General features: G+C 46.9%; 1 protein-coding gene and 1 pseudogene. One reads left to right on the top strand and one right to left on the bottom strand.

Going from position 1 to position 978, the window contains the following annotated elements; genetic code table 11:
* Window positions 1-502 (bottom strand): hypothetical protein (locus A3750_RS02590; protein WP_156498330.1); only part of this gene is annotated, 502 nt, incomplete at its 3' end.
* A 250-nt stretch (window positions 503-752) separates the two neighbouring features.
* Between A3750_RS02590 and A3750_RS02585 the strand changes: the two are divergent.
* Window positions 753-978: pseudogene (locus A3750_RS02585) on the top strand (glyceraldehyde-3-phosphate dehydrogenase); the annotation flags it as partial.

Here is a 978-nt window from a genome sequence, read left to right as displayed (position 1 = left end):
CAAAAAGTCCACCTAAGGTCTGCCAATCCCAATCGGAGTTATCGAGTGTCGCTTTATAGCCAAGTGGTGCGATAAAACCGGCAACCTGCGTCTCTTGGTTAATTTGTCTAAGCCAGCCGATTGGCAGGGCCGCTTGGGTAACATCGAACGATTCAAAGCCACTCTTGTTTGAGCTGATATTTGAACTGTTAATCCATTCGCCGACAAAGGCGATATCTTTGGGTGTTGCGAGAATCGGTAAAATTGCACTTTGCGCGAAGGTTGTTTGGTCAATCGAAATATCTGGCTGGTTGTCGAATTTAAGCTTGGTGTCGTTATAGCGTTTGTAATTAGCGCTAGCGAGGGGCAGAAAAGGTGCATTACTTTCTGCGCGTTGGAATACAATTTCGCTTTGCGAGAATTGCATCATCATGCGATCTAGGAAGTCATCTGCACTGGCCTCGAGAGATAGCGTCGCGAGGAGAAACAGTGTAATTAATCGCGATAAACAGCGTAGTTTCATTGAGTGAGCTAATAAATAATATGAATAGGAGCGACGCATGACCAGCATTGATCGAGGAGCGTCAAAACCGTTGACGACCGACACCTTATCCTAAGCTGCGATTCAACGCGAGTGTGGTTGTTTCAGGGTTCTTTGATCGAGTGTATCTCTGTTACTATTCCGAGCTTCCCAATCAATGATATCGAGGACGAAAGTGATTAACCCAATACCTAGGCGATGTAGGCTGCGAGAAAGCGCTAGAGAGTTTTGTTTGTGGGCGGTTTTCACCGCGATGTTTGCTGCAACGCCTTATGCAACTGCGGCGGGAGACATGTTTATTGATCCACTCGATGGCATGTTCGACGCGTCTCGATACCTTTCTGAAAATGCGTATGGTTTTCTTCCTGTCCCCATAATTATTACGGATCCTGCCGTTGAGGGTGGGGCGGGCATGGTGGGCGTGTTTTTTCATGAGTCTGAAGAAGACAAAGAAGAGC

Source organism: Oleiphilus sp. HI0079, from assembly GCF_001635105.1.
Note: the sequence above shows the minus strand (reverse complement) of the source record. Positions and strands in the feature narration are given on the sequence as shown.